Raw genomic sequence first — 21,293 nt, 5'->3', positions numbered from 1 at the left:
TTCGTGCAGCAACTGGGAACCCTCTGCACCGACCGTGCGTTGGAGCGGCGGGCCGCTGCGCCTAGACTGCGGCCGACACGCCCGACCCGAAGGAATACCTGTGACCCACCACGCCGAAGTGATCGCCGCCGGAACGACTGGTGGCGGAGGCAGCAGCAACTACTCGTTCCTGCTGATCCTCGTGCTCGCCGTCGGCGCCTTCTGGCTCATGTCGCGCCGCACCCGCAAGCAGCAGAAGACGCAGCAGGAGTTCCGCAGCACGCTGGCGCCGGGCGACGAGGTCATGACCGGCTCGGGCCTGTTCGGCACCGTCGTCGCCGTCGACGACGAGGCCATCACGCTGGAGTCGGAGCCGGGTGGGGGCCGTACGCGCTGGATCCGCGCCGCGATCGCCAAGAAGATCGAGCCGCCGGTGGACGAGGCGACCGAGGAGTGGGCCGACAAGGCCGAGGACGACGACGCGATCGACGTCCCCGACGACCTGTCGTCGCTCCCGTCGCTGAGCAAGGACGGCAAGGACGGCGACACCCCGAAGAGGGACGAGCCCGAGACCAAGTAACCGCAGGCGCCCGCGGAGGTACCCCGCGGGCCCGGACCCCACCGGCAGCACGAGCAGCCGGTGCGCGCACGAGAGAAGAACTCCGTTGGCTCCTCCCACACGCCGCAACAGGCCTGTCCGCACGCTGATCACGCTGGGTGTCATCATCCTGGCGATCTTCGGCGCGATCTTCGCGGGCACCAAGTGGTCCGACGCGACCTGGACGCCGAAGCTCGCCCTCGACCTCGAGGGCGGCACGCAGATCGTGCTCAAGCCGGTCTCGGCGACGACGCCGACGAGCGGGCAGATCAACCAGGCCATCAACGTCATCCGGCAGCGTGTGGACGCCTCGGGCGTCTCCGAGGCGGAGATCACCAGCCAGGGCAGCGGCTCGGGCACGACGATCGTCGTGGGCCTGCCGGGCAAGCCGAGCGACGACACGCTCAAGCTCGTCCGCACCTCCGCCCAGATGGAGTTCCGCCCCGTTCTCGTGCAGGGCGCTCCGACGCCCACCGCGACGGACGACGCCACGGACGCGGCCACGCCCGCGCCGACGGCCAGCGCGAGCGCGGGTGCCGCCCCCTCGGCGGAGGCCACCCCGAGCGCTGAGCCCACGCCCAGCGCGGAGCCGTCCCCGGCCTCCACCGAGCCGTCGAAGGCCGCGCCGGACAACGCGAGCGACACGGCGTACTACATCACCCCGGCCGTCCAGGCCGAGTACGACAAGCTCGACTGCACGGACCCCGCCAACCTCACCGGTGGTGTGAACGGCGACCCCAAGACCGCGTTCGTCACGTGCGAGTCGCAGACGGTCGGCGACCAGGTCGTCGGCGTCGCGAAGTACATCCTCGGCCCGGTCGAGATCGACGGGAAGCACATCTCGAGCGCGAGCTCGGGCCTCGAGACCCTGCCCAGCGGCGGTGTCGGCACCGAGTGGATCGTCACGCTGAAGTTCGACTCGACGGGCGCCAGCCAGTTCACGGACGTGACCGAGCGTCTCGCGACGCAGAGCCCGCCGCTGAACCAGTTCGGCATCGTGCTCGACGGTCTCGTCGTCTCGGCGCCGGCGGTCAGCGCGGTCATCCCGAACGGCCAGGCCACGATCTCGGGCTCCTTCACCCGCCAGTCCGCAGCGACGCTCGCTCAGCAGCTGAACTTCGGTGCGCTGCCGATGTCGTTCAAGGTGCAGAGCGAGGAGCAGATCTCCGCGACGCTCGGCGCCGACCAGCTGCAGAAGGGCATCCTCGCCGGCCTCATCGGCCTCGCGCTGGTCGTGCTCTACTCGCTGCTGCAGTACCGGGCGCTCGGCCTGGTCACGGTGGCCTCGCTCGTCGTCGCCGCGATCGTCACCTACGGAATCATCACGCTGATGTCGTGGACGCAGGGCTATCGCCTCTCGCTCCCCGGCGTCGCGGGCCTGATCGTGGCGATCGGTATCACCGCGGACTCGTTCATCGTCTACTTCGAGCGCATCCGTGACGAGCTGCGCGAGGGCCGCACCCTCGGCGTGGCCGTCGAGCGTGGCTGGTCGCGTGCCAAGCGCACCATCCTGGCGTCCGACGCGGTCAACTTCCTCGCCGCCATCGTGCTGTACATCCTCGCGGTGGGTGGCGTCCGTGGTTTCGCGTTCACGCTCGGACTGACGACCCTGGTCGACGTCCTGGTCGTGTTCATGTTCACGCACCCGGTGATGGAGCTCCTGGCCCGCACCAAGTTCTTCTCCGAGGGCCACCGTGCCTCCGGCCTGGACCCGCGCCGCCTCGGCGTCCTCGGCGCCAGCCGGTACGTGGGCCGCGGCAAAGTCGCGACGGGTCCGCGCCCGTCGAAGGCCGACGACGACACGGCCGACGAGAGCAGCGAGACCGACGAGGCCGACGAGCCCCAGACGCTCGTCCCCGCCTCGGTCGCCACGACGCCGCGCACCGAGATCACCCCGGAGACGGCCGGCATGACGATCGCCGAGCGCCGCGCGGCGCAGAAGGCGGCGGCCGCGAAGGCCGCCTCCACGGACGCAGATGACGCCTCTGGGCGCACCGACGGGAGTGAGCACTGATGGCCGCCGGTTTCGCCCAGTGGGGCAACGACCTCTACACGGGGCGACGGTCGTACGACATCGTCGGCCGCCGTCGCATCTGGTACACGATCTCGGCCGTCCTGGTCGTGCTCTCGGGGATCTTCCTCATCACGCCCGGCCTGAACCCCGGCATCGAGTTCAAGGGCGGCTCGCAGTTCATCGTGTCGAACGTCGACACGAACGACCAGCAGCTCGCGATCGACACCGTCAAGGCCATCGAGCCGGGTGAGTCGCCGCAGGTGACGTCGATCGGCTCGAGCTCCCTGCGCATCCAGACCGCGACCCTCTCCAACGAGGAGGTCGAGAAGGTCAAGGACGCGCTGATGACGGCGTTCGACGTGACCGAGGACGACATCGGCTCCTCGTTCATCGGCCCGTCCTGGGGCAAGGACATCTCCCAGAAGGCCATCACCGGCATCGTCGTGTTCCTGATCTTCGTGACGATCGTCATGACGATCTACTTCCGCAACTGGCGCATGGCCCTCGCGGGCCTCGTCGCGCTGTTCCACGACCTGATCATCACCGTCGGCGTGTACGCCGCGATCGGCTGGGAGGTCACGCCGGCGACGGTCATCGGCTTCCTGACGATCCTCGGGTACTCGATCTACGACACCGTCGTGGTGTTCGACAAGGTCCGCGAGAACACGGCGGACGCGCTCGACCAGAAGCGCTTCACGTACGCCGAGAAGGCCAACCTGGCCGTCAACCAGACGCTGGTCCGGTCGATCAACACCTCGGTCGTCGCGCTGCTGCCGGTCGCGGGCATCCTGTTCGTCGGAGCGTTCATCCTCGGCGCCGGGACGCTGCGCGACATCGCGCTCGCCCTGTTCGTCGGCATGCTCGTCGGCACGTTCTCGTCGATCTTCCTGGCGACGCCGCTCGAGGTCACGCTGCGCGAGCGGGAGCCCAAGATCCGCGACCACACCAAGGCGGTCCTCGCGGCCCGCGCCGCGGGCAACGGCCCCGACGCGGACCCGTCGGTCCTGGCCGGCTCGGTGCACTCCGCGGGCCAGCTGCGCCCCGGCTCGCACCAGGGGCAGACCGCACAGCCCAAGAAGCGCAAGCCCACCCGATGAGCGGACGGACCCCCGACCTGGAGGCCGCGGCCCGCAGGGTCGACGACCTGGTCCGGCTCGTGCCGGACTTCCCCGAGCCGGGGGTCCTGTTCCGCGACATCACGCCGCTGCTCGCCGACGCCGATGCCTTCGCGCAGGTGTGCGAGGCGTTGGCGGTCCAGGCCGGCGGGCCGATCGACCTCGTCGCCGGGATGGAGGCGCGCGGGTTCCTGCTCGCCGCCCCGATCGCCGTCCACCTCGGTGCCGGGCTCATCCCCGTGCGCAAGGCGGGCAAGCTGCCCGGGCCGTCGGTCTCGGAGAGCTACTCGCTCGAGTACGGCGACGCGACGATCGAGCTGCACCCCTCGACGGTCCCTGCGGGCTCGCGCGTGCTGATCGTCGACGACGTGCTCGCGACGGGGGGGACGGCCGCGGCGACGATCCGGCTCCTCGAGCACTGCGGTGCGGAGGTCGTCGGGCTCTCGTTCCTCGTCGAGCTCGAGGCCCTCGGCGGACGAGCGCTGCTCGGTGACCACGCGGTGCACGCACTCGTCGCCGTACCGTGAACCGCGCCTGAGCCGGCCCTGACCTGGCTCTGACCCGGCAGCGGGCGAATGCCCGCCCCCGCGGCCGTAGACTCTGCGGATCGGTTCCCCCGCCGGTCCTCGCGCGTGGGGAACGACCCGAGTGCGAGGGGGAGGGCTTGAGCGACGACGTCGACTCGGCTGAGACCGGTGCGCAGGTTGCCCTGACGGACCCGTACGGGACCTCGTCGGGTCGGGTGCGCTCGCGCCTGTCGCGGTTCGGCGGTCGCAGCGGCCCCGCGTTCCCCGCGCTCGAGCCCGTCCTGCAGGCGGCCCGCACCAACCATCCCAAGGCCGACCTGACCGTCGTCGAGCAGGCCTACGTGGTCGCCGAGAAGGCGCACCGCGGTCAGCTGCGCAAGAGCGGCGACCCGTACATCACGCACCCGGTCGCCGTCGCGACGATCCTCGCCGAGCTCGGCATGACGCCGTCGACGCTGGTGGCTGCTCTGCTGCACGACACCGTCGAGGACACGGACTACTCGCTCGACCAGCTGCGCCGCGAGTTCGGGCCCGAGGTCGCGATGCTCGTCGACGGCGTGACCAAGCTCGACAAGGTCACCTACGGCGACGCCGCGCAGGCCGAGACCGTGCGCAAGATGGTCGTCGCGATGTCGCGCGACATCCGGGTGCTCGTCATCAAGCTCGCCGACCGCCTGCACAACGCCCGGACGTGGAAGTTCGTCGCCGCGTCGTCGGCCGAGAAGAAGGCCCGCGAGACGCTCGAGATTTACGCGCCGCTGGCCCACCGGCTCGGCATGAACACCATCAAGTGGGAGCTCGAGGACCTCTCGTTCGCGACGCTCTACCCCAAGGTGTACGACGAGATCGTGCACCTGGTCGCCGAGCGCGCGCCGGCCCGTGAGGAGTACCTCGCCGTCGTGCGCGACCAGGTCGGCGCCGACCTGCGGACCGCGAAGATCAAGGCGACCGTCACCGGGCGGCCCAAGCACTACTACTCGATCTACCAGAAGATGATCGTCCGCGGTCGCGACTTCGCCGACATCTACGACCTGGTCGGTGTGCGGGTCCTGGTCGACTCGGTGCGCGACTGCTACGCGGCGCTCGGCTCGCTGCACGCGCGATGGAACCCGGTCCCCGGCCGGTTCAAGGACTACATCGCGATGCCGAAGTTCAACCTCTACCAGTCGCTGCACACCACCGTGATCGGCCCCGGCGGCAAGCCCGTCGAGATCCAGATCCGGACGCACGACATGCACCGGCGCGCGGAGTACGGCGTCGCGGCCCACTGGAAGTACAAGGAGAGCGCCAAGAACCAGGCGCCCGGGACGACGACCGACGCGGCCGGCAACGACATGGCGTGGCTGCGTCAGCTCGTCGACTGGCAGAAGGAGACCGCCGACCCGACGGAGTTCCTCGACTCGCTGCGCTTCGAGATCGCCGGCTCCGAGGTCTACGTGTTCACGCCCAAGGGCGACGTCATGGGGCTGCCGTCGGGCTCGACCCCCGTCGACTTCGCCTACGCGGTGCACACCGAGGTGGGGCACCGCACGATGGGCGCGCGCGTCAACGGCCGACTCGTGCCGCTCGACTCGACGCTGGAGAACGGCGACGTCGTCGACGTCTTCACCTCCAAGTCGGAGACGGCTGGTCCCTCGCGGGACTGGCTCGGGTTCGTCAAGAGCCCCCGCGCGCGCAACAAGATCCGCCAGTGGTTCTCCAAGGAGCGCCGCGAGGAGGCGATCGAGCACGGCAAGGACGCCATCGCCAAGGCGATGCGCAAGCAGAACCTGCCGATCCAGCGTCTGCTCTCGCACGAGTCGCTCGTCGCGCTCGCCAACGACATGCGGCACGCGGACGTGTCCGCGCTGTACGCCGCCGTCGGCGAGGGCCAGGTCTCCGCAGCCACGGTCGTGCAGCGCCTCGTGCACTCGATGGGCGGCGAGCCGGCGGCCGAGGAGGACATCGCCGAGGCGACGCGCCCCGGCCAGGCCAACCGGCGCCAGCGCGCGGGCGACCCGGGCATCGTGGTCAAGGGCGTCGACGACATCTGGGTCAAGCTCGCCAAGTGCTGCACCCCGGTGCCGGGCGACGAGATCATGGGCTTCGTCACGCGCGGCGCGGGTGTCAGCGTGCACCGCACGGACTGCATCAACGTCGAGCAGCTGCGGACCCAGCCCGAGCGGATCGTCGACGTCGAGTGGAGCCAGTCGTCGTCCGCCCTGTTCCTGGTCCAGATCCAGGTCGAGGCACTCGACCGCTCGCGCCTGCTGTCCGACGTGACGCGCGTGCTGTCCGACAGCCACGTGAACATCCTCTCGGCGTCGGTCTCCACGTCGCGCGACCGCGTCGCGCTGTCGCGGTTCGTCTTCGAGATGGCCGAGCCCTCGCACCTCGCGTCCGTGCTCTCCGCGGTGCGCAAGGTCGAGGGCGTGTTCGACGTCTACCGGATCACGGGCGCCAAGGGCGCCGAGGAGCCCTCGATCCGCGTCTAGCGGCCGACGAGCGCGAGCGTGCGCTGCGCCGTGCGGACGTGCCGCTGCCCCCGGAGCCGGTCGAGCTCGGTGCGCGCGAGGTCGAGGTCGAACCCCAGCGGGACGAGGTCGGTCACCAGGGCGACGGCCTCCCGGGTGGGCAGCCAGCGCGCGACGTCGGTCCCGGTGCGCTGGACCGAGGTGACGCGCACCCCGGCGAGCCGGACGACGTCGTCGGGCGCCAGGTCGGCCTCCGCCGACACCCGCAGCGGGTGGGGTGCCGTGTGGCGGGCTCCGCGCCCGACGAGCACCTCGAGCCGCCCGGGCTCGGGCCGCCCTACGTGGACCCACAGCGCCGACCCGCGGCCGACGACCGCTCGCTCCGGGACGAGGGCAGCAAGTGCCAGGGCGCGCAGCTCGGGCGTGAGCGCGACGTCGGCGGCGACCGCGACGTCGCCCCAGACGAGCCGCAGCGCGCCGTCGCGCAGCTGCCCGTGCCAGTCGCTCGCCGGGATCGCGGAACGGTGCACGACGAGCGGTGGCACCACGGGCGGGCGCGGTCGGTAGGCGGCGAGGTTCATCCACGCAGGATGCCCCGGCCGGAGTGATCCGCGCCGAAGCCCTGTGGACGACGAAGGCCCGCCCCCACCGGGGACGGGCCTTCGAGGTCGGACGGGGTCAGCCGCGCGCGTCGCTCGCCGCGCGCTGGACCTGCTCGAGCCAGGACCGGCGGGCGTCGAGCGCAGCCTGCGCGTCGGCGATCTTCCGCTTGTCGCCGGCGGTCTTCGCCTTCTCGAGGTCGGCCTCGAGGCCGGCGATCGCCTGCTCGAGCTGCGCGGCTGCGCCCTCGGCGCGCGCCCGCGTCTCCGGGTTGCTGCGCGTCCACTGGGCCTGCTCCGAGTCCCGGATGGTCGTCTCGACGGCGCGCAGGCGCGCCTCGACGCGCTGGACGTCGGCGCGCGGGACCTTGCCGGCCGCCTCCCAGCGGTCCTGGATGCCGCGGATGGCCTGCTTGGCCGCGGAGAGGTCCTTGATCGGGACCAGCGCCTCGGCCTCGACCAGCAGCGCCTCCTTGACCTCGAGGTTCGCCCGGTACTCCTCGTCCGTCGCGGCGTTCTGCGCGTCGCGCGAGGCGAAGAACGCGTCCTGCGCGGCCCGGAACCGCGCCCACAGCGCGTCGTCGTCCGAGCGGCTCGCGCGGCCCGCCAGCTTCCACTGGGCCATCAGGTCGCGGAACGCGCCGGCCGTGGCGCCCCAGTCGGTGCTGTGCTGCAGGCGCTCGGCGTCGGCGACCAGCTTCTCCTTGGCGGCCTTCGCGGAGGAGTTGCGCTGCTCGAGCTCGGCGAAGAAGTGCCGACGCTCGCGGTCGAACGTGGTCCGCGCGTGGCTGAACCGCTTCCAGAGGGACTCCTCCGTCGGGCGGTCCAGGCGCGGGCCGTTGCGCTGCGCGTCCTTCCACTGGTCGAGCAGCAGGCGCAGCTGCTCGCCGGCGGGACGCCACTGGATGCGGCTCGGCTCGGTCTCGGCGATCTTCTCGGCGGCCTCGACGATCGCCGTGCGCGACTCGACCGCGGCGGCCCGCGCCGCGACGCGCTCGGCCTCGGCGGCGACGCGACGCTCGGCGGCGACCGCCCGCAGGGCGTCGAGGCGTCCGCGCAGGCCGTCGAGGTCACCCACGGCGGCCGGCTCGGTCAGCTCGGTGGTCAGGCGCGCGAGCGTCTGGTCGATCTCCTTGACCGACAGGTCCGTGGCGGACAGGCGCGCCTCGAACAGCGTCACCTTGGCCTGCAGGTCGAGGAACCGACGCACGTAGAGCCCGAGGGCCTCCTGCTGCGTCGCGCCCGGGAACTGGCCGACGACGCGCTCGCCCGCGGCCTCGCGGACCGAGACGTTGCCCTCGTCGTCCACGCTGCCGAACGTCGCGGCGAGCGCGGCCTCGGCGGCGTCGGCCGGCGGCGGCACGGGCGCGGAGGCGGCGGGTGCCGGGGTGGCCGGCGGGTGCGGGACCGGGATCGCGCCGCCAGGCCGGGGGCGGGGGACCGGGCGGGGGGTAGGTGCGGGGGCGGGCGTGGGTGCAGGTGCCGCGGGAGCCTCGTCGGCCGGGGCCTCGTCCGCGGCGGGCTCGTCGACAACCGGCTCGTCGACAACGGCCTCGTCGACAACGGGCTCGTCGACTACGGGCTCGTCGGCGACCTCGGTGGCAGGCTCCTGCGCCGCAGGGGCCTCGGCCTCTGCCGTCTCGTGCTCGGGGGTCGCGGTCTCGGCCACGACAGCCTCGTCGGCCACGGTCGGCTCGTCGGGCGCCTGCCCGGCGGAGCCCTCGTCGGGCACGGTCGGCTGGTCCGGGGTCTGTGTCACTTGACCTTCACTCCCTCGATGATGACGTCGTGCACCGGGGACTCGGTCCCGTCGGTGGTGCCCGCGTCGGCGATGGCCTTCAGCACGTCCTGACCTGACGTGATCTGGCCGAACACGGTGTATCCGCCCGCATTGTCTGCCGGGATGGTGCTGTCCTTGTAGACAAGGAAGAACTGGCTGCCCATGGAGCTGCCGTCGTTGCCGACGCGCGCCATGGCGATGGTGCCCGCGGGGTAGACGCCGTCGGCGGGCGCGTTCTCGATCGGGCCCCAGGTGTACCCGGGGCCGTCGGTGCCGGTGCCGTCGGGCGAGCCGCACTGCAGGACGTAGATGCCGCTCGTCGTGAGGCGGTGGCACTTCGTGTCGTCGAAGAACCCCTTGTCGGCGAGCGTGACGAAGTTCGCGACGGCCTGAGGCGCGGCCAGCCCGTCGAGCGTGATGCCGATGTCCCCCTGCTTGAGCGCGATGTCGCCGGTCCAGGTGCGGCCCTCGGCGAGCGCGGGGTCCGGGGTGAGCGGGTCGCGGGTCGCGGTGGGCTCGGGCGTGGGCGCCGCGGTGCTCTGCGCGGTCGGTGTCCCGGTCGCGAAAGCCGCCGAGGGCTCGGTGTCGTCCTTGGTCCCGTTGATGACGGCGACGACGGCGACGACCAGCACGAGCGCGCCCAGCACGGAGCCGACGACGATCCGCTGGCGGCGGCGGGCGGCGCGATGCTCGGCCTGGCGCTGCTGCCACTTGTCGTAACGGCGCTGCTCGTACTCGCGCTCGCGCTTGCTGGACACCCTGCTCCTTGTTGCGTCGTGACCACGTCGTCGGGAACGGCAAAGCACATGCCGCACCGCACGGGGAACCTCGCACAGTCTAGGCAAGCCACGGGCCGCCGCCGCCAGGGGAGGGTGCCTGCAGGTCACAGTCCCGCAACACCTCCTCGTGGCTGATGCCGCGGCGGACGGTACGGTCGCCTCATGGAGGTCCTCTCGGTCGTCTCGTCCGTGTTCGGTGCCCGGTGCACGGTGGTGGTCGCCGACGACCGGTCCTGCGTCGTCGTCGACCCGGGTGTGGGCGTGACCGCCCAGGTCGTCGCGTACGTCCGGGCGAACGCGCTCACCCCCGTCGCCGTGCTGGCGACCCACGGTCACGTCGACCACACCTGGGACGCAGCCGAGCTGTGCGCCGCGCTCGACGTGCCGCTGCACCTGCACGCCGCCGACGCCTACCGCCTGCGCGACCCGTTCGGGACGCTCGGCACGCTCGGCGCAGCGACCCACGACAGCGGCGGACCGCTGGCCCAGGCCATCGCCTCGACCGGCCTCGACCCGCGTGCCTACGTCACCCCTGCCGACGTGCGGACGTTCGGGACAGAGAGGTCGGCGGGGCGCGACGAGGACGTCGCGCTCGAGCTCGGCGGGAACCGCGTCGTCGCGCGGCACGCACCGGGTCACACCGAGGGCTCGACGCTGTACCTGCTCGAGATCGACGGCGAGCCGGTGGCGTTCACCGGCGACGTGCTGTTCGCGGGAACGATCGGGCGCACGGACCTGCCCGGCGGCGACGACGAGCGGATGACCGCGACGCTCAAGGAGGTCTGCGGCGCGCTGGACCCGGCGACGGTCGTCGTCCCCGGTCACGGCCCGACGACCGACATCCGGACCGAGCTCGCGCGCAACCCGTACCTCTGACGGACGCCCGCCCGGACCCCGCGGGGAGTCTGGAAGGATCGTGCGCATGGCGCGACCGACCCCCCTGTCCGGATTTCCCGAGTGGCTGCCCGACGGGCGCATCGTCGAGCAGCACGTGCTCGACGTGCTGCGCCGCACCTTTGAGCTGCACGGGTTCGCCGGCATCGAGACGCGGGCGGTCGAGCCGCTCGACCAGCTGCTGCGCAAGGGCGAGACCTCCAAGGAGGTCTACGTGCTGCGCCGGCTCCACGAGGACCCGGACGCCCCGCCGGAGCGCGGGGGCCAGCTGGGCCTGCACTTCGACCTGACGGTCCCGTTCGCGCGGTACGTGCTCGAGAACGCCGGCCACCTCGCGTTCCCGTTCCGGCGGTACCAGATCCAGAAGGCCTGGCGCGGCGAGCGCCCCCAGGACGGACGGTTCCGCGAGTTCGTCCAGGCGGACATCGACGTCGTCGGCGCGGGCTCGCTGCCGTACCACGTCGAGGTCGAGATCCCGCTGGTCGTCGCCGCGGCCTTCCGCGAGCTGCAGACGATCGGCCTGCCGCCCGTGCGGATCCTGGTCAACAACCGCAAGGTCGCCGAGGGCTTCTACCGCGGGCTCGGGCTCGAGGACGTCGAGGGCGTGCTGCGCTCGATCGACAAGCTCGACAAGATCGGGCCGGCGGCCGTGGCCGCGCTGCTCGTCGCCGAGACCGGGGCGTCCGAGGAGCAGGCCGCCGCGTGCCTCGAGCTCGCGTCGATCAGCGGCTCCGACGAGTCGGTGATCGACCGGGTGCGCGACCTGGCCGCCGCCAAGGGGGCCGCCCACGAGCTCCTCGACGCGGGGCTGGTCGAGCTGGGGGCGCTGGTCCGCGCCGCTGCCGAGCGCGCGCCCGGCGTCGTCGTCGCCGACCTCAAGATCGCCCGCGGCCTGGACTACTACACGGGCTCGGTCTACGAGACGATCCTCGTCGGGCACGAGGGGCTCGGCTCCATCTGCTCGGGCGGCCGGTACGACACCCTCGCGAGCGACGGCGCGAACACCTATCCCGGCGTGGGCCTGTCGGTGGGCGTCTCGCGCCTCGTCTCCCGCCTGCTGAGCGCCGGGCTGGTCCGTGCGACGCGCTCGGTGCCCAGCGCCGTGCTGGTCGCCGTGACGAACGAGGAGCAGCGCCACCGCTCCGACGCGATCGCCGACACGCTGCGCTCGCGCGGCATCCCCGTGGAGGTCGCGCCGGCCGCCGCCAAGTTCGGCAAGCAGATCCGACACGCCGACCGTCGGGGGATCCCGTTCGTGCTGTTCCCGGGTGAGATCGACCACGACGGCACCGCCGGCGCGGACCAGGTCAAGGACATCCGGTCGGGCGAGCAGATCGAGGTAGACGTGCAGGTCTGGGCGCCGGGTGAGGACGATCTCTGGCCGCGCGTGGTCGCCGTGACGCCCTGATCGGGCCGTCCCGCCGATCGGGTGACATGTGCCCCGGACGACGGACTGGGTGAGCGTGTCCGAATGGTGCTGTTTATAGTTCCATCCGATCGCAGTGGCCGAGAGGCATCGAGACGGGGGACTGATGGCGACCGATATCGGCAAGGCATCGCAGCAGGACGGTGTCACCGAGCGTCGTCGTGCGCGCGAGGCCCGGGGGCTCGGCCCCGCGGGCGCGAGCGCCGCGGGCGACAGGCTGCCGAAGGCGCCGCGGGAACGACGTCCGCTGCTGGCCGTGCTGGCCGTGCTGCTCATCGTGGGCGGGGCCGCGATCGCGGGTCTGCTCGCGCTGCGGCAGGACTCGCGGGTCCCGGTCCTGGCGCTGTCCCACGACGTCGCCGCCGGCACCGCGATCTCCGACGGCGACCTGGTGACGATGTCCGTCGCGGCCGAGGGCACGCACCTCGTGGCCGCCGACGACAAGGACCAGGTGGTCGGTCGCTTCGCCCGCGTCTCGCTGGTCTCGGGCCAGCTGCTCGACACCACGATGCTCACCGACACCGCGCCGCTGCAGCCCGGGTCCGTCGCCGTGGGCGCGGCACTCGCGGACGGCCGGATGCCGGCCAGCGGCCTGCAGCCGGGCGACATCGTCCAGCTCGTCCAGGTCGGCGACGGCAAGGGCACGGTGCTCGTGCCCGACGCCGCGGTGAGCTCGGTGCGCACCAGCGACTCCGTGAACACCGGGGGCACGGTCGTGACGCTCATCGTCGACCAGGCTGCCGGTGCCCAGGTCGCGGCGGTCGCGGCGGACGGCTCGCTCGCCGTCACGCTCGTGTCCCGCGGTGCACCCACCGGTGCTCCGATCGACACGGCGGCCGGGACGGACGGCTGACGTGCTGATCACCCTCGCCTCCGCCAAGGGCTCCCCGGGAGTCACGACGACGGCGCGCGTGCTCGCCTCCGTGTGGCCGCAGGAGGTCGCCCTCGTGGACGCCGACCCCGCGGGCGGCGACATCTCCCTGTGGTCGCCGGCCCCGGACGGCACGCCGCTCGACCCCGACACCGGCCTGCTGACGCTCGCCGTCGAGGCCCGACGAGGCGTCGCTTCCCTCGACCCGCAACTGCAGACCATCGACGGCGGCCTCCAGGTCGTGTGCGGGGTCCAGTCGCCCGGGCAGCTGGCCGGCATGGGTCCGGTGTGGCCGTCGCTCGCCGGCGTGCTGCGCCAGCACCCGGGGACGGTCGTCGCAGACGTCGGCCGGCTCACCCCGGACAGCCCGGTCCTGCCGCTCGTGCTCGACTCCGACGCGCTCGTGTTCGTCGTGCGCCCGACGATCGAGGGCTACGCCCACCTGCGGGAGCGCCTGCGCTGGCTGACCACGGTCGACTCGGGCATGCGGCCGATGCCGGCGCTCGGGGTCATCGCCGTGACCGAGGCGCGCGACACCGGCTCGCTGCGCGACCTCGAGCTGCTGCTCGGCCACGCCGGGCTGAACGTGCCGGTGCTCGGCGCGGTGGGCGTCGACCAGAAGTCCGCCGACGTGGTCGCCGCGCGCATCGCCCGCGGGATCGACCGGTCGCTGCTGGTGCGCTCCGCGCGTCAGCTCGTCGGCCCCGTCCGTGCGCTCGGCGAGTCCCGCCAGCACGCGGCCGCCGGCTTCCTGAAGAAGGAGCTGCGATGAGCCTCGACCAGATGCTCGTCCGCCGCCTGCGCGAGGAGGTCGCCGACGTCCTGGCGCGCCAGCGGCGCGACGACGCCGCGGCCGGCCTCCCGGCGATGTCCGGCGAGGACGAGCGGCAGTTCGCCCGCGCGGTAATCGCCCGCGTGCTTGACACGCACGCCCGCGGCGAGATGGCGTCGGGCCGCACGCCCCCGACGCCGCAGGACGAGGAGGAGATCTCCGCCGGCATCCACGCGGCGCTCTACGGCGTCGGCCGGCTGCAGCCGCTGCTCGACGACCCCGAGGTCGAGAACGTCGACATCAACGGGTACGACAACGTGTTCGTGCAGTACGGCGACGGTCGTGAGGAGCGCTGGGGCCCGGTCGCGGAGTCCGACGACGAGCTCGTCGAGCTGGTCCAGATCCTCGGCGCCTACTCGGGCCTGACCAGCCGCCCGTTCGACGCCGCGAACCCGCAGCTCGACCTGCGGCTGCCCGACGGGAGCCGACTGTCGGCGGTCATGGACGTGTGCGCGCGGCCCTCGATCTCGATCCGCCGCTCGCGGCTGTCCCGCGTGCACCTCGACGACCTCGTGCGCTTCGGCTCGGTCACGCCGGACGTCGCCGCGTTCCTGTCCGCCGCCGTCGCGGCCCGCAAGAACATCATGATCGCCGGCGCCACGAACGCCGGGAAGACGACCATGCTGCGCGCGCTGGCCAACGAGATCGCGCCCGAGGAGCGGCTCATCACGGTCGAGCGCGCCCTCGAGCTCGGCCTCGGCCAGTTCCCGGACCTGCACCCGAACGTCGTCGCGTTCGAGGAGCGGCTGCCCAACTCCGAGGGCAACGGCGCGATCATGATGTCCGAGCTCGTGCGCCGCAGCCTGCGCATGAACCCGAGCCGCGTCATCGTCGGCGAGGTCCTCGGCGACGAGATCGTCACGATGCTCAACGCCATGAGCCAGGGCAACGACGGCTCGCTGTCGACGATCCACGCCAACAGCTCGATCGAGGTGTTCAACCGCATCTCGACCTACGCGATCCAGTCGGTCGAACGCCTGCCGGTCGAGGCCACGATGATGCTCATCGCCGGTGCGATCGACTTCGTCGTCTTCGTCCAGAAGCAGAACGACTACCTCTCGGGCGGTCGGCTGCGGCGCTACGTGGCCAGCATCCGCGAGGTCAACGGCGTCGACGGCCGCGTCCTGTCGAGCGAGATCTTCGCCTCCGGCCCCGACGGCATCGCGGTCGCGGCCGCGCCGATCGCGTCGCTCGACGAGCTCGTCGCTGCCGGGTACCAGCCGTCGTACGCCCTCGGGGGGGCGCGGTGATCCCGCTCTCCACCCTCGCGATCATCGCGCTCGGGGCGATCGTCGGCGCGGGCATCCTGCTGCTCGTCGTCGCGCTCATGGGGACCGAGCCGAAGCCGCCGTCGGTGCGCCGTGGTGGGGGCGGCTCGCTCCTGCGCGCGCGCAAGCGGATCGTCATCGCCGCCGTGGTCGGGCTCGTCACGCTCGTCGTGACGCAGTGGCCCGTGGCCGCGGTCGGGGCGGCTCTCTTCTCGCTCGCCGCGCCCGCCCTGCTCGGCGGCGCCAAGGCGGAGCGCGAGCAGACCGCGCGGCTCGAGGGCCTCGCGTCCTGGACCGAGTCCCTGCGCGACACCATCGCCGGCGCGGTGGGCCTCGAGCAGGCCATCCCCGCGACGGTGTACGCCGCCGCCCCCGCGATCCAGCCGCAGCTGCGGCTGCTCGTCGACCGGCTGCGGGTGCGCGTGCCGCTCGCGACGGCCCTGCGCGGCCTGGCCGACGACCTGGACGACCCCAGCGCCGACCTCGTGGTCGCGGCCCTCGTGCTCAACGCCAAGCTGCGCGGTCCCGGGCTGCGCCAGGTGCTCACGTCGCTGTCCGACGCCGCGCGTGCCGAGCTCGAGATGCGCCAGCGCGTCACGGCCGGGCGCAGCTCGACGCGTCGCTCGGCGCAGATCGTCACGGTCTTCTCGCTCGCCATCATGACCGGCATCACCCTGGCCAACCCGGAGTTCGTCGAGCCGTACGACTCCGCGCAGGGACAGGTCGTGCTGCTGGTCATCGCCGCGCTGTTCGCCGCGGGCTTCTGGTGGATGAAGCGCCTGTCCGGCGTGGACATGCCCGCGCGGTTCCTCGTCGAGGAGGACGCACGATGATCCTCGTGCTGATCGCCGGTGCTGTCGTCGGCCTCGGTGTGCTCGTGCTCGTCCTGACGATCGCCCCGCCCCGCACGCAGCCCGCGAACGCGCTCGCCCGGCTCGACGTCCGTCGCCAGGAGGCGCGCGAGCGCGCGCAGACGGTCGCCGCGGACCCGAACCGCGCGTCCGACGCGGCGTGGATCCGCACCGTGGGCCGCTCGACGGCGGGCGCGCTGTCCCGGACCGGCATCGAGCTCGGCCAGCTGCGGTCCGACCTCGCCGTGGTGGGCCGCACGCTCGAGGCGCACCTCGCCACGTCGGTGCTTGCCGCCGTGATCGGGTTCTTCGTCCCGATCGTCGCCACGGCGGCGGCTGTCGTCGTCGGCGTCCCCGTCTCTGTCGCGGTCCCGTTCGGGCTGAGCCTGCTCGCGGCACTGATCGGCGCTGCGCTGCCGAGCATGGTCGTCCGCGGGCAGGCCGCGACCCGCCGACGCGACTTCCGGCACGTCGTGGGCTCGTTCCTCGACCTCGTCGCGATGAGCCTCGCCGGTGGCCGCGGCGTCCCCGAGGCGCTGCAGAGCGCGTCCGAGCTGAGCGACTCCTGGGGCATGGTGCGCATCCGCAACGCCCTCGGGTCCGCCCGGTTGCACGGCCGCACGCCGTGGTCCGCCCTCGGGATGCTCGGCGAGGAGCTGCGCATCGACGAGTTGCGCGACCTCGCGGCCGCGCTCGCGCTGGTCGCCGAGGACGGCGCCAAGGTCCGCGACTCGCTCTCCGCCCGCGCCGGCTCGCTGCGGCGGCGCGAGCTGGCCGAGTCCGAGGGCAAGGCGGGGGAGAGCTCGCAGTCCATGCTCGTCGCGCAGCTGCTGCTCTGCGTCGGCTTCCTCATCTTCCTGCTGTACCCCGCGGTGACGAGCGTCTTCGCGAGCGGATAGCCGCGCGGCGCGTCATCATCGAAGTTCCGGCCTGGTGGTCACCGGCCCCACGTAGAAAGGCACCACATGTTCGATCTCTCGCCCCTCACTCCGCAGGGGTTCCTCCTCATGGAGATGCGGCGTCGGTACGCCCGCGCCCGCAGCTCCCAGGACCTGGGTGCGTCGGCGATCGAGTGGGTCATCATCACCGGTGTGCTCGTGCTGCTCGCGGCCGCGGTCGGGACGATCATCTACAACAAGGTCAAGGGTTCGGCCGACAGCCTCGACACCGACCCGGCGCTGCCGGGTGGTCCGTGACCTGGCTGAACCGACGACTGCGTCGCACCGGACGGGACGGCGACGCAGGTGCGTCGTCGATCGAGCTCGTCCTGTACACGCCGATGCTCATGATCGTGATCTTCCTGATCGTCCAGTTCGCGATGAGCTGGTTCGGCAGCGAGGTCGCGGGAGCGACCGCGCGCGAGGCTGCGCGCGTGGCCCGCACGGGCGGCGGCACGCCCGCGTCGCTCGTGGCGGCCGAGAAGCGCGGAGAGTCCTACGCGGCCGCGATCGGCAACGACGCGCTGCGTGACGTCACGGTCAGCGTCGTGGTGATCCCCGGCGACCGGGTGCGGGCGACTGTCAGCGGCCGCTCGCAGGAGATCGTCGGCGGCTTCGCGCCGCGCGTCTCCCAGAGCGTCGAAGGACCCATCGAGCAGTTCAGGCCGGACGAGTGAGAGCGCGGATGAGTGACGAGCGAGGGTCGATGGCCGTCGAGGTCGTCGTGCTCGTGCCCGTGCTGCTCATGGTGCTCATGCTCGTGGTGGCCGCGGGCCGGCTCGTGAGCGTCGAGGGCCAGGTGCAGGCCGCGGCGCGCGAGTCCGTGCGCTCGGCGACGCTCGAGCGCGACCGGGGATCCGCCGCACGGGCCGCCGAGTCCGCCGCCGCCGCGGCCCTGCCGTCGAGCGCCGACTGCACGCCGGCGGTGCTCTCGGGCGCCTTCGTGGCGGGCGGCACCGTGACGGTCGAGCTGCGGTGCAAGGTCTCGTGGGCTGGCCTGTCGAGCATCGGCCTGAACGGGTCGACGACCGTGACGGCGCAGAGCTCAGCCCCGCTCGACCAGTACGTGCGGGTGGGGCCGTGAGGGCCGCGCTGCGCCGGGTGCGCGCGAGCGGGGACGCCGGGACCATGTCGGTCTTCGTCGTCGGGCTCGTCGTGGTCCTCATGGCGCTGGCCGGGCTCGTCGTGGACGGCGGGCGCGCGGTGAACGCGCGCGCTGCCGCGGCCGACGACGCCGAGCAGGCCGCGCGGGCGGGCGCGAACCAGCTGGACCAGAACGAGCTGCGTGCGTCGGGCCGCGTCGTCATCGACTCCGCCGCCGCCCAGCAGGCCGCCACCAACTACCTCGCCGCTCGGGGATACACCCGCGGCGAGGTGTCCGTCGACATCCAGCCCAACAGCGTGCGCGTTGCCGTGAGCGATGAGATCGACACCACGCTGCTCGCGCTCGTCAACATCGACACGTTCCACGTGACGGGTTCCGCGACGGCACGCGCCGCCGTCGGGATCGACAGCGAGATCGGAGGTGCGCCATGAGCGCACAGGTACGCCCCACGGATGCGCCGGAGCCCTCGCTGCCCGAGCGCGGCCCGCAGCGGTTCCAGCAGGCGGCGGGCGACATCGAGGCGACCCGGTCGCGCTGGAACGGGATCGGCGCGGCGCTCGTGCTGCTGCTGCTCGTCGTCGGCGTGCCCGTGGCGCTGCTCGCGCTCGACGCAGCACCCGCGTTCCCGACCGGCATGCCCACGCGGGAGCAGCTGACGGGCTCCGTCGGGATCGACCAGATCATCACGGTCCTCGTCTGGATCGTCTGGCTCGCGTGGCTCCAGTTCACGATCTGCGTGCTCGTCGAGCTGCGGTCCGCGGTGCGGGGCATCGGCATGCCCGCACGGGTGCCGCTCGCAGGCCCGAGCCAGCGGGCCGCGCGCACGCTCGTCGCGGCCGTCCTGCTGCTCGTCACCGCCGCCGGCCAGGCGAACGCGGCCACGGTCGCGACCATCGAGCACGTGAGCTCCACGAACGTCGCGGCGGTCGCGGCCGCCGTCCCCGGCGCCCAGGCGCAGGCCGAGACGCCGGCCGCCCCCGTGCAGCAGGCGGAGGGCGAGAAGACGTACCACCTCGGCGACATCGTGCTCGACGAGGACGAGGGCAAGGAGCTCGTCGGCAAGCGCGTCGCCGTCGTCAACCCGCCCGAGGGGCGCTACCACGACAACCTCTGGGACATCGCGGAGCGGCACCTCGGTGAGGGCCGCCGGTACCACGACATCTACGAGCTCAACAAGGGCCGCGACCAGCCGGACGGCCAGGAGCTCACGCTCGCGCGGCTGATCCAGCCCGGCTGGCTGCTCGTCATGCCCGAGGACGCCACCGACGTCGACCGTGTCACGGTGACGGAGGAGGCCCCGGTCGAGGCACCCGCTCCCGCGCCCGCGCCGGTCGAGGAGCAGGCACCTCCCGCCGAGGCCCCCGCGGAGGCCGCTCCCGCGGCGGAGACCGGCTCCGCGACCGACGCGCAGAGCCTCGTCGGCTCGGGTCTGCTCGCCGCGGGTCTGCTGGCCGCGGTGGTCGCCCTGCGCCGGCGGCGTCGGACGCCCCAGCCTGGACCGGACGCCGTCGAGATGGAGGTCGCGCTGCGCGTGGGCGCCGACCCCGCCCGCGCCCGTCGGCTCGACACCTCGCTGCGCCACCTCGCCGGCCTGCGTGCCGCCGCGGGCCTGGACCTTCCCGCCGTCTACGCGGCGAGCATCGACGACGCCGCCCTCACGCTGTTCCTCACGCCGGCCGACGTGCGCGCCTCCGCGCCGTGGACGGCCAGCGACGACGGTCGCCAGTGGCACCTGGCCGCCGACGCGCCGGTCTCCGCGCCCCGCGGTGTCGCCGCGCCGTACCCCGGCCTGGTCTCGCTCGGGCGCAGCCCGGAGGAGGCCGACGTGCTCGTCGACCTCGAGGCGGCCCAGGGGCCGATCAGCATCGTCGGCGACGAGACCGTCGCCCGCGAGGTGGCGACCGCGATCGCCGCGGAGCTCGTCACCAACGTGTGGTCGGACGGCCTGCGCGTCACGGGCGTCGACCTGCCCGAGGCGCTCGCCGAGGTCGGGGGAGAGCGGTACCGCTCGGTCGCCGACGCGGCCGACGCGCTCCCCGAGCTCGTCGCGAGGCAGGCGGACGTGCTCGGCACGAGCGTGCTGGCTGGCCGGCTGCGGCCGGGCGCCGGCATCACGCCGGAGTACCTGGTCGCCGGCACCGTCCCGTCGACCGCGACCGCCGAGCGGATCGCGGAGGTCTCGACCGGGGCCGGTCGCGCGCCGTGGGGTGCGGTCGTCGTCGGCGACGTTCCCGGGGCACGCTGGCGGATCGAGGTGGACGCCGACGGCGCGGCCTCGATCGGGCTGCTGCGCCTGAGCGTCACCGCGAACCGGCTCTCCGAGCGCCGCATCGGTGCGCTCGGCGAGCTGCTCGCGCCCGCCGAGGAGGCCGTGGCCGAGGAGGTCGGCGGCGTGGACGTCGAGGGTCACCTCGAGCGCCCGGAGCTGCCGCCGACGAAGCGTGCCGTGGGCAGCGCGGACCTGTGGGCAGCGCCCGTGCGGGTGCTCGTCCTCGGCACGCCGCAGGTCGAGGCCGACGGTCCGATCGACGACGACCGGCGCGAGCTGTGCACCGAGCTCGTCGTGCACCTGGCGCTGCACCCCGAGGGCGTGCACCCGACGGTTCTGGGCGCGGCGGTCTGGCCGCGGGGCGTCACGACGGCCGTCGTGAACGCGACCGTCGCCCGCGCGCGCGACTGGCTCGGCAAGGATGCGCACGGGGCTCCGCACCTGCGGCACACCATGGAGGGCAACCTCGTCCTCGGCGCCCGCGCGGTGCTCGACTGGGACGTCGTCACGTCGTTGCTGGCCGCCTCGCGGACCGCCACGACGCGCGCCGCGGAGGCCGAGCTGCTGCGCGAGGCCCTCGGGCTCGTGCGCGGGCAGCCGCTCGAGGACGTCCCGACGGGCCGGTACTCGTGGCTGGCGCGCGCACGGCTCGAGCGCGACGCACGCACCACGCTCGTCGACGCCGCCCACCGGCTCGCGGTGCTCAGCCTCGACGGTGACGACCCGAGCGGCGCGCGTGCCGCGGTCGAGACCGGGCTGGACGTCGCCCCGACCGACGAGCTGCTGTGGCGCGACCTGCTGCGAGCGGTCTGGCTCGAGTCCGGGCCCGAGGGCGTGCGCGCGGCGGCCGACGAGATGCAGCGTGAGCTGCGCGACGCCGGTGTCCGGGAGATCTCGGCCCCGACGGCCGCGCTCCTCGAAGAACTTGCTCCCGCCGGTGCCGAGAGGCCCACCGGGAGTTGAGAACCGCCGGTTCTCGGGCACGTCCTGCCCGA

20 protein-coding genes are annotated in these 21,293 nt (G+C 73.0%); 17 read left to right on the top strand and 3 right to left on the bottom strand.

The window, feature by feature from the left end; all coding sequences use genetic code 11:
• The first annotated feature begins 100 nt into the window (after window positions 1-100).
• The 5 genes from yajC (at window position 101) to EDF34_RS01865 (ending at window position 6,707) form a co-directional block, all read left to right on the top strand.
• Complete coding sequence (gene yajC / locus EDF34_RS01885) at window positions 101-559, top strand: preprotein translocase subunit YajC (protein ID WP_233575131.1); 459 nt, start codon at window positions 101-103, stop codon at window positions 557-559.
• An 85-nt stretch (window positions 560-644) separates the two neighbouring features.
• Window positions 645-2,591, top strand: coding sequence for a protein translocase subunit SecD (secD, locus tag EDF34_RS01880; protein ID WP_123369680.1), 1,947 nt, complete (start codon window positions 645-647; stop codon window positions 2,589-2,591).
• Window positions 2,591-3,688, top strand: a complete 1,098-nt coding sequence (gene secF / locus EDF34_RS01875; protein ID WP_123369679.1) for a protein translocase subunit SecF — start codon at window positions 2,591-2,593, stop codon at window positions 3,686-3,688. Before secD ends, secF begins: the two co-directional genes overlap by 1 nt.
• Window positions 3,685-4,233, top strand: a complete 549-nt coding sequence (locus EDF34_RS01870; protein ID WP_123369678.1) for an adenine phosphoribosyltransferase — start codon at window positions 3,685-3,687, stop codon at window positions 4,231-4,233. The genes secF and EDF34_RS01870 overlap by 4 nt, the downstream gene beginning before the upstream one ends.
• Window positions 4,234-4,370: 137 nt before the next feature.
• Window positions 4,371-6,707 (top strand): bifunctional (p)ppGpp synthetase/guanosine-3',5'-bis(diphosphate) 3'-pyrophosphohydrolase, encoded by a 2,337-nt coding sequence (locus tag EDF34_RS01865; RefSeq protein WP_123369677.1) that lies wholly within the window; start codon window positions 4,371-4,373, stop codon window positions 6,705-6,707.
• On the opposite strand, the gene EDF34_RS01860 is transcribed toward EDF34_RS01865, so the two are convergent.
• The 3 genes from EDF34_RS01860 to EDF34_RS01850 form a co-directional block, all read right to left on the bottom strand.
• Window positions 6,704-7,267 (bottom strand): hypothetical protein, encoded by a 564-nt coding sequence (locus tag EDF34_RS01860; protein ID WP_123369676.1) that lies wholly within the window; start codon window positions 7,265-7,267, stop codon window positions 6,704-6,706. The genes EDF34_RS01865 and EDF34_RS01860 overlap by 4 nt on opposite strands.
• A 97-nt stretch (window positions 7,268-7,364) precedes the next feature.
• Window positions 7,365-9,044 carry a DUF349 domain-containing protein gene (locus EDF34_RS01855; protein WP_123369675.1) on the bottom strand — a complete coding sequence of 560 codons (1,680 nt, stop codon included), beginning with the start codon at window positions 9,042-9,044 and terminating at the stop codon, window positions 7,365-7,367.
• Window positions 9,041-9,823: a peptidylprolyl isomerase gene (locus EDF34_RS01850; protein ID WP_123369674.1), complete on the bottom strand. Its 783-nt coding sequence runs from the start codon at window positions 9,821-9,823 to the stop codon at window positions 9,041-9,043. The genes EDF34_RS01855 and EDF34_RS01850 overlap by 4 nt, the downstream gene beginning before the upstream one ends.
• 183 nt (window positions 9,824-10,006) lie before the next feature.
• Here EDF34_RS01850 and EDF34_RS01845 point away from each other — a divergent pair, with 183 nt between their 5' ends.
• From EDF34_RS01845 to EDF34_RS01790, 12 genes are all read left to right on the top strand, one after another.
• Entirely contained in the window at window positions 10,007-10,720 is a 714-nt protein-coding gene (locus EDF34_RS01845) for an MBL fold metallo-hydrolase (protein ID WP_123369673.1), read from the top strand.
• Between the two features lie 46 nt (window positions 10,721-10,766).
• Window positions 10,767-12,146, top strand: a complete 1,380-nt coding sequence (hisS, locus tag EDF34_RS01840; RefSeq protein ID WP_123369672.1) for a histidine--tRNA ligase — start codon at window positions 10,767-10,769, stop codon at window positions 12,144-12,146.
• 124 nt (window positions 12,147-12,270) lie between these two features.
• Window positions 12,271-13,017, top strand: coding sequence for an SAF domain-containing protein (locus EDF34_RS01835; protein ID WP_123369671.1), 747 nt, complete (start codon window positions 12,271-12,273; stop codon window positions 13,015-13,017).
• 1 nt (window position 13,018) lies between these two features.
• Window positions 13,019-13,807: a hypothetical protein gene (locus EDF34_RS01830; protein WP_123369670.1), complete on the top strand. Its 789-nt coding sequence runs from the start codon at window positions 13,019-13,021 to the stop codon at window positions 13,805-13,807.
• Window positions 13,804-15,117 carry a CpaF family protein gene (locus EDF34_RS01825; RefSeq protein ID WP_123369669.1) on the top strand — a complete coding sequence of 438 codons (1,314 nt, stop codon included), beginning with the start codon at window positions 13,804-13,806 and terminating at the stop codon, window positions 15,115-15,117. The genes EDF34_RS01830 and EDF34_RS01825 overlap by 4 nt, the downstream gene beginning before the upstream one ends.
• Window positions 15,114-15,968 carry a type II secretion system F family protein gene (locus tag EDF34_RS01820; protein ID WP_123369668.1) on the top strand — a complete coding sequence of 285 codons (855 nt, stop codon included), beginning with the start codon at window positions 15,114-15,116 and terminating at the stop codon, window positions 15,966-15,968. Before EDF34_RS01825 ends, EDF34_RS01820 begins: the two co-directional genes overlap by 4 nt.
• Complete coding sequence (locus EDF34_RS01815) at window positions 15,965-16,885, top strand: type II secretion system F family protein (protein WP_123369667.1); 921 nt, start codon at window positions 15,965-15,967, stop codon at window positions 16,883-16,885. The genes EDF34_RS01820 and EDF34_RS01815 overlap by 4 nt, the downstream gene beginning before the upstream one ends.
• Window positions 16,886-16,951: 66 nt before the next feature.
• On the top strand, window positions 16,952-17,182 hold the full coding sequence (locus EDF34_RS01810; protein WP_233575130.1) for a hypothetical protein: 231 nt from the start codon (window positions 16,952-16,954) through the stop codon (window positions 17,180-17,182).
• Window positions 17,179-17,601, top strand: a complete 423-nt coding sequence (locus tag EDF34_RS01805; protein WP_233575129.1) for a TadE/TadG family type IV pilus assembly protein — start codon at window positions 17,179-17,181, stop codon at window positions 17,599-17,601. Before EDF34_RS01810 ends, EDF34_RS01805 begins: the two co-directional genes overlap by 4 nt.
• 8 nt (window positions 17,602-17,609) lie before the next feature.
• Window positions 17,610-18,008: a TadE/TadG family type IV pilus assembly protein gene (locus EDF34_RS01800; RefSeq protein ID WP_123369666.1), complete on the top strand. Its 399-nt coding sequence runs from the start codon at window positions 17,610-17,612 to the stop codon at window positions 18,006-18,008.
• Window positions 18,005-18,460: a pilus assembly protein TadG-related protein gene (locus tag EDF34_RS01795; protein ID WP_123369665.1), complete on the top strand. Its 456-nt coding sequence runs from the start codon at window positions 18,005-18,007 to the stop codon at window positions 18,458-18,460. The genes EDF34_RS01800 and EDF34_RS01795 overlap by 4 nt, the downstream gene beginning before the upstream one ends.
• Window positions 18,457-21,261 carry a hypothetical protein gene (locus EDF34_RS01790; RefSeq protein WP_123369664.1) on the top strand — a complete coding sequence of 935 codons (2,805 nt, stop codon included), beginning with the start codon at window positions 18,457-18,459 and terminating at the stop codon, window positions 21,259-21,261. The genes EDF34_RS01795 and EDF34_RS01790 overlap by 4 nt, the downstream gene beginning before the upstream one ends.
• Window positions 21,262-21,293 lie beyond the last annotated feature (32 nt).

It is taken from the genome of Cellulomonas sp. PhB150, assembly GCF_003755175.1.
GTDB lineage: Bacteria > Actinomycetota > Actinomycetes > Actinomycetales > Cellulomonadaceae > Cellulomonas.
The sequence above is the reverse complement of the archived record's forward strand: the minus strand, read 5'-3'. Positions and strand labels throughout refer to the sequence as shown.

Coding starts and splice junctions, on each gene's coding strand:
- secF (WP_123369679.1), top strand. CDS start 2,591: ATGGCCGCCGGTTTCGCCCAGTGGGGCAACGACCTCTACACGGGGCGA.
- EDF34_RS01870 (WP_123369678.1), top strand. CDS start 3,685: ATGAGCGGACGGACCCCCGACCTGGAGGCCGCGGCCCGCAGGGTCGAC.
- EDF34_RS01860 (WP_123369676.1), bottom strand. CDS start 7,267: ATGAACCTCGCCGCCTACCGACCGCGCCCGCCCGTGGTGCCACCGCTC.
- EDF34_RS01845 (WP_123369673.1), top strand. CDS start 10,007: ATGGAGGTCCTCTCGGTCGTCTCGTCCGTGTTCGGTGCCCGGTGCACG.
- hisS (WP_123369672.1), top strand. CDS start 10,767: ATGGCGCGACCGACCCCCCTGTCCGGATTTCCCGAGTGGCTGCCCGAC.
- EDF34_RS01835 (WP_123369671.1), top strand. CDS start 12,271: ATGGCGACCGATATCGGCAAGGCATCGCAGCAGGACGGTGTCACCGAG.
- EDF34_RS01825 (WP_123369669.1), top strand. CDS start 13,804: ATGAGCCTCGACCAGATGCTCGTCCGCCGCCTGCGCGAGGAGGTCGCC.
- EDF34_RS01815 (WP_123369667.1), top strand. CDS start 15,965: ATGATCCTCGTGCTGATCGCCGGTGCTGTCGTCGGCCTCGGTGTGCTC.
- EDF34_RS01810 (WP_233575130.1), top strand. CDS start 16,952: ATGTTCGATCTCTCGCCCCTCACTCCGCAGGGGTTCCTCCTCATGGAG.
- EDF34_RS01800 (WP_123369666.1), top strand. CDS start 17,610: ATGAGTGACGAGCGAGGGTCGATGGCCGTCGAGGTCGTCGTGCTCGTG.
- EDF34_RS01790 (WP_123369664.1), top strand. CDS start 18,457: ATGAGCGCACAGGTACGCCCCACGGATGCGCCGGAGCCCTCGCTGCCC.